The following is a 5,649-nucleotide window of genomic DNA, read 5'->3' on the forward strand; positions in this document are numbered from 1 at the left end:
GCCAATTCTTAGCCCGCGCAGGAACCGTGTTCGCACCCAGCGTTCATTGCGCGGGCTAAGAATTGGCTGCGCCTTGGGAAGCTGGGCGGTGAGCTGGACTGATGGGGTCAAGGGATCATGCATGGGGAAGCCTTCGAAGCGAGGGCCATCAGAAGATGGCCCTCGTCTATTCACGATGTTGCTGATGATGTCTTAGCAGCGGTTGCCAGCACGGGCGACCCGGCCCTCGGCCAGCAGCTGGTAGCTGCCGGTGGCGGCGGGGATGAAGGCGGATTGCCCTTTCTCCAGGCGCAGTGACTGCTTACCTTGCTGAAGGATGACGGTGCCATCGATGGCAAACAGGATCTCGGCGCTGGCGGTGGTGAGTGCATGCTCACCGGCCGGGTAGACGCTGAAGGTGAAGTCCGGTACGGGGACGTCGTAGTGCTGCACGGCCCCTTCCATGCGGGGGCTGAGCAGGATCTGGTCGTCCGGCTTGGCCAGGCAGCGGGTGCAGTCCAGCAGCTCGGCCACGTCTATGTACTTGGGGGTCAGCCCGGCGCGCAGCACGTTGTCGGAGTTCGCCATGATCTCGAGGCCGGTGCCGCGCACATAGGCGTGCGGGGTGCAGGCATCCAGATACATGGCCTGACCTGGCTGCAGGGTCACTACGTTGAGCAGCAGTGGCGAGAAGAGGCCCACATCCCCCGGATACTGGGCTGCCAGACTGGTGACGAGGGCAAAGGTCTCCTCGTCCTGATGGGCGGCGGCATAGGCCAGCAGGCCCGCCAGGGCGTCTTCCTTGCGTGGCCCGGTCAGGATCAGCAACTGGTGGAAGAAGTGCTGCAAGCCCGCTTCGTTCTGATTGGCGGCAAGGGCCGCGACCAGATCGGCAATGGTCGCCAGCTTGACCCGCTCGAACAGCGCCAGGATGGCGGGAATGGCGCGAAAGCCGTTCATCGCCTGATAGGGGGTGAGGGCAAACACCAGCTCCGGCTTGTGGTTGGGGTCCTTGTAGTTGCGATTGCTCGCCTTGATATCGATGCCGGCGGCCTCTTCCCTGGCAAAACCGGCTTCAGCCTGCGCCTTGCTTGGGTGCACCTGGATGGAGAGGGCCTTTTCGGCGCATAGCACCTTGAACAGGAAGGGCAGGCTGCCGAAGCGGGCCTGGGTGGCGTCCCCCAACACGGCGGCGGGGGCGCTGTTTATCAGGGTCGAGAGTTTCTGCACATCCCCCGCCAGCACCACCTCGGAGCAGCCGTTGGGGTGGGCCCCCATCCAGAGTTCCGCCTGGGGTTTGCCAGCTGGATTGGGGATGCCAAACAGGGTGGTGAGGGCGTCATGGCTGCCCCAGTCGTAACCTTGAATCGGATTTTGCATCAACAAAAAGGAGGGCAGATCTCGACTGCTCATAAGGGACGCCTCATTTGGTGTGAAGAAAGTGGTTTGAAGAAAAGGGTGGAATTGACGGTCCGGCCCGGACTATAACATGGGCGGCCTTTGCCGCCGCAATCGCTTGCCTCTCTCTTGATCGGGATCATCATGTCACTCATCTTCAGCCAGCTGCTCGACGGCGCTCTCCACGACCAGGTTCCCTTCGAGCAGATCTGGTTTGCCCAGGATCAGGGGGTGCCCCCCGGCTTCAGCTACCAGGTCAACTTCCCGCGCCTCGAGCTGGTGTTCAGCGGCGAATACCTCAACCAGATCTGGGACAGGGAGTCGGGTTGCCAGGAGGTCAGCGTGCTGCCGGGGCAGGCGCTCTACATCCCCCCCAACGGCTGGAACAAGCCGCTCTGGACCACTGACTGCTCGGTGCTGAGCCTGCTGTTTGGCAAGCGTCAGCTCGGTTTCAGCCTGGTGAGCAAACGGCGGGAAGACCCGGATTTCTTCGACGTGCAAAAGCACAGCATCATGGCCCGGGCCGGTCATGTGAACGAACACATACTGGCGGCCCTCAACGTGCTGGCCGAAGATCCAGGCCGCTCCCCCACCGACAACCATCTGTTGCAGGCGCTGCTCACCAGCGCCCGTCAACTGCTGGCGGAGTCCGCCTTCGAGCGGCCGCGAGGGGCTGAGCTGTTTCACGGCATCTGCATCTATATCCAGGAGAACTTTCACCGTCCCATCAGCCGCGACTCCATCGCCCACCGCTTCAATGTCTCGGCGAGCCACCTCTCCCACCTGTTTCGCGAGCAGGGCCACATGCGCCTGGCGGACTACATCAGCTGGGTACGCATCGATAGGGCCAAGTTCATGCTGAAAAAATACCGCTTCCGCCTCGAAGAGGTGGCGAGCCGCTGTGGTTACATGGATGTGAACTATTTCTGCCGAGTGTTCAAGCAGAAGACCGGGCTCACCCCCTCCCAGTACCGCGCCCTGAGCCAACTCCAGGGGCAGAGCGAGAGCCTGACGCCATGACAAAGGCTGGCGCCATGCCTCGATGGCAATGGCAGGATCCTCATCCCGGGGGGGAGAGGGTGGGCATTGTGATCCAGTACTCGACTATGGTCGGACATGCACGCCCGCCATTTGATTATGCAAATGGATGGGCTAAGATGGCCGCGCGCAACGATCAACGATCAGATTGATAACAAACGGAAGTTAGGAGATGCCGATGGAAAGCAAAGTAGTTATCCCGACCCAGGGTCAGAAAATCACCGTCGATGCCAGCGGCAAGCTGCAGGTTCCCCACAATCCCATCATTCCGTTTATCGAAGGGGATGGTATCGGTGTGGACGTGACCCCGGCCATGCTGAACGTGGTGAACGCTGCGGTCGAGAAAGCCTACAAGGGCGAGCGCAAGATCGCCTGGATGGAGATTTATACCGGCGAGAAATCGACTCATGTCTATGGCGAAGGTGCCTGGCTGCCGGCCGAAACCCTGGATTTCATTCGTGAATACTGCGTGGCCATCAAGGGCCCGCTGACCACCCCGGTCGGTGGCGGTATTCGCTCCCTCAACGTGGCCCTGCGTCAGGAGCTGGATCTCTACATCTGCCTGCGTCCGGTTCGTTACTACGAAGGGACCCCGAGCCCGGTCAAGCACCCCGAGCTGACCGACATGGTGATCTTCCGCGAGAACGCCGAAGACATCTACGCCGGCATCGAGTGGAAGGCGGACAGCGATGAAGCCAAGAAGGTGATCGCCTTCCTGCAAAACGAGATGGGCGTGAAGAAGATCCGCTTCCCCGAGTCCTGCGGCATCGGCATCAAGCCCATGTCCAAGGCCGGTACCGAGCGTCTGGTCCGTGCCGCCATCGAGTACGCCATCGACAACGATCGCGACTCCGTGACCCTGGTGCACAAGGGCAACATCATGAAGTTCACCGAAGGTGCCTTCAAGGATTGGGGCTATGCCCTGGCCCAGAAAGAGTACGATGCCCAGCTCATCGACGGCGGCCCCTGGTGTTCCTTCAAGAACCCGAAGACCGGCAAGACCATCATCGTCAAGGACGTCATCGCCGATGCCTTCCTGCAACAGATACTGCTGCGTCCGGCCGAGTATGACGTCATCGCCTGCATGAACCTCAACGGTGACTACATCTCCGACGCCCTGGCCGCTCAGGTCGGTGGTATTGGCATAGCGCCGGGTGCCAACATCGGTGACGGCGTGGCCCTGTTCGAGGCAACCCACGGTACTGCGCCGAAGTACGCCGGCCAGGACAAGGTCAACCCGGGTTCCCTCATCCTCTCCGCCGAGATGATGCTGCGCCATATGGGCTGGGTCGAAGCGGCCGATCTCATCGTCAAGGGCATGGAGGCAGCCATCGCCAACAAGACCGTGACTTATGACTTCGAGCGTCTGATGGAAGGTGCCACCCTGCGCTCCTGCTCCCAGTTCGCCCAGGACATGGTCGACCAGATGTAATCCGGTTCTCTTAATGCAAAAAATGCAAAACCGGCGCCCTGAGCGCCGGTTTTTTTATGGGTGACAGGCCGCTGGCCTGAAGGTGCACCTGTGATCAGGTGGTCTTTTCCACGTGCTGTTGATAGAGCTGTTGCCACTTGCTGCTTTCGGCTTCATCGCCCTGCGTCTGCCAGAACTCGCAGATGGAGTTGGCGAGCTCGGACGCCATGGCGTGATCGCCATCGCGACGGCTCATCAGATATTGTCCAAGCCAGCTTTGATACTGTTTCATAGCCCGATCTCCTTATCTAAGGTGTCCCTGATGTCATGTCGCTCGCTGGCACAGGCCGCCAGCATTGACTCAACCGGGTCACTTGTGGTGCTGCGCCGCCGCGTGTTGTGCCCACCGGACTGGGTGGTGATCTTGCAGGATCAAGGCGACAACGGGGCGCAGATGTCAAAAAACGGCCCCTATCGTATCACAAAATAACCAACTTGGGGGGATTGACGGCAGGAGGAAGGGGAGGGGGAACGGCAAAGCTTGGGCAAAGAGCATGCCATCTTGCTGATCCCAGAAGAGAAAAACCCGCCAGGGTGGCGGGTTTTTTAGTTGAAAAAAAGATCAGAGGTGGGCAGTGGCGAGGTATTTTTCCATCTCCTCGGCGGGCACCATGCCACCGCCGGTGGCCCAGACCAGGTGGGTGGCCTGCATCATGCGTCGGGCATCCAGACCGTGTGATGTCTGCCACTCGCCATCGGCACTGACCCGCCAGGGGCCCGGCATGCCTGCCAGGGCGGAGGGCTCGAGCTTGATCTGCTCATCCCGCGCCAGCAGCCCCAGCAGGTCATACATCTCCTGATCGCTCAGGGTGTAGAAGCCCGACAGCAGCCGCTCCATGGCGCGGCCGACGAAACCGGAGGCGCGCCCCACCGCGAGACCGTCGGCGGCGGTGAGGTTGTCGATCCCCAGATCTTGCACCGCAATGGCATCGTGCAAGCCGGTATGGACCCCGAGCAACATGCAGGGGGAGTGGGTCGGCTCAGCGAAGAAGCAGTGCACATGGTCCCCAAATGCGAGCTTGAGGCCAAAGGCCACGCCGCCCGGGCCGCCACCGACGCCGCAGGGCAGGTAGACGAACAGCGGATGCTCGGCATCCACTTTGATGCCCATCTCGTCGAACTGCTTCTTCACCCGCTCGCCCGCCACCGAGTAGCCGAGGAACAGGGTGCGGGAGTTCTCGTCGTCGATGAAGAAGCAGTTGGGATCGCGCTCGGCTTCCTTGCGACCCTGCTCCACCGCTACCCCGTAATCCTCGGCATATTCCACCACGATGACGCCATGTTCGCGCAACTTGCGCTTCTTCCACTCCCGCGCATCGGCAGACATGTGGACGGTGACGGTAAAGCCGAGCTTGGCGCTCATGATGCCGATGGACATGCCGAGGTTGCCGGTCGAGCCCACCGCAATGCTGTACTGGCCGAAGAACTGGCGGAACTCGTCCGTGAACAGCTTGCGATAGTCGTCCTCTTCGCAGAGCAACCCGGCCTTGATGGCCAGCCGTTCGGCGTGGGTCAGCACCTCATAGATGCCGCCACGGGCCTTGATGGAGCCGGAGATGGGCAGGTGGCTGTCTTTTTTCAGCAGCAACTTGCCGGTTACCTCGATGCCGTAACGCGCATTGAGCGTTGCCTGCATGGCCGGGATAGCCGCTATCTCGGACTCCAGAATGCCTTTGCTGGCGCGGGTCTCGGGGAAGGCGTCGCACATGTAGGGGGCGAAGCGGGCGAGGCGGGCGGAGGCATCCGCCACATCGTTGCCATCC

5 protein-coding genes are annotated in these 5,649 nt (G+C 61.3%); 2 read left to right on the forward strand and 3 right to left on the reverse strand.

The window, feature by feature from the left end; genetic code table 11:
- Window positions 1-192: 192 nt before the first annotated feature.
- Window positions 193-1,392 carry a mannose-6-phosphate isomerase, class I gene (gene manA, locus BN1127_RS12430; RefSeq protein ID WP_042649672.1) on the reverse strand — a complete coding sequence of 400 codons (1,200 nt, stop codon included), beginning with the start codon at window positions 1,390-1,392 and terminating at the stop codon, window positions 193-195.
- Between the two features lie 129 nt (window positions 1,393-1,521).
- Between manA and BN1127_RS12435 the strand changes: the two genes are divergently transcribed.
- Together BN1127_RS12435 and icd are read left to right on the forward strand one after the other, a co-directional pair.
- A complete protein-coding gene (locus tag BN1127_RS12435; protein WP_042649673.1) occupies window positions 1,522-2,397 on the forward strand; it encodes a helix-turn-helix transcriptional regulator in 876 nt (291 codons plus the stop codon).
- A 196-nt stretch (window positions 2,398-2,593) separates the two neighbouring features.
- Complete coding sequence (gene icd, locus BN1127_RS12440; protein ID WP_005328927.1) at window positions 2,594-3,847, forward strand: NADP-dependent isocitrate dehydrogenase; 1,254 nt, start codon at window positions 2,594-2,596, stop codon at window positions 3,845-3,847.
- Between the two features lie 94 nt (window positions 3,848-3,941).
- On the opposite strand, the gene BN1127_RS21500 is transcribed toward icd, so the two are convergent.
- Together BN1127_RS21500 and BN1127_RS12445 are read right to left on the reverse strand one after the other, a co-directional pair.
- Complete coding sequence (locus tag BN1127_RS21500; RefSeq protein ID WP_005328937.1) at window positions 3,942-4,118, reverse strand: hypothetical protein; 177 nt, start codon at window positions 4,116-4,118, stop codon at window positions 3,942-3,944.
- 330 nt (window positions 4,119-4,448) lie between these two features.
- A partial coding sequence (locus BN1127_RS12445; protein ID WP_042649674.1) for a D-serine ammonia-lyase occupies window positions 4,449-5,649 on the reverse strand: 1,201 nt, incomplete at its 5' end.

This window comes from Aeromonas media, assembly GCF_000819985.1.
GTDB lineage: Bacteria > Pseudomonadota > Gammaproteobacteria > Enterobacterales > Aeromonadaceae > Aeromonas > Aeromonas media.

Coding starts and splice junctions, on each gene's coding strand:
- BN1127_RS12435 (WP_042649673.1), top strand. CDS start 1,522: ATGTCACTCATCTTCAGCCAGCTGCTCGACGGCGCTCTCCACGACCAG.
- manA (WP_042649672.1), bottom strand. CDS start 1,392: ATGAGCAGTCGAGATCTGCCCTCCTTTTTGTTGATGCAAAATCCGATT.
- icd (WP_005328927.1), top strand. CDS start 2,594: ATGGAAAGCAAAGTAGTTATCCCGACCCAGGGTCAGAAAATCACCGTC.
- BN1127_RS21500 (WP_005328937.1), bottom strand. CDS start 4,118: ATGAAACAGTATCAAAGCTGGCTTGGACAATATCTGATGAGCCGTCGC.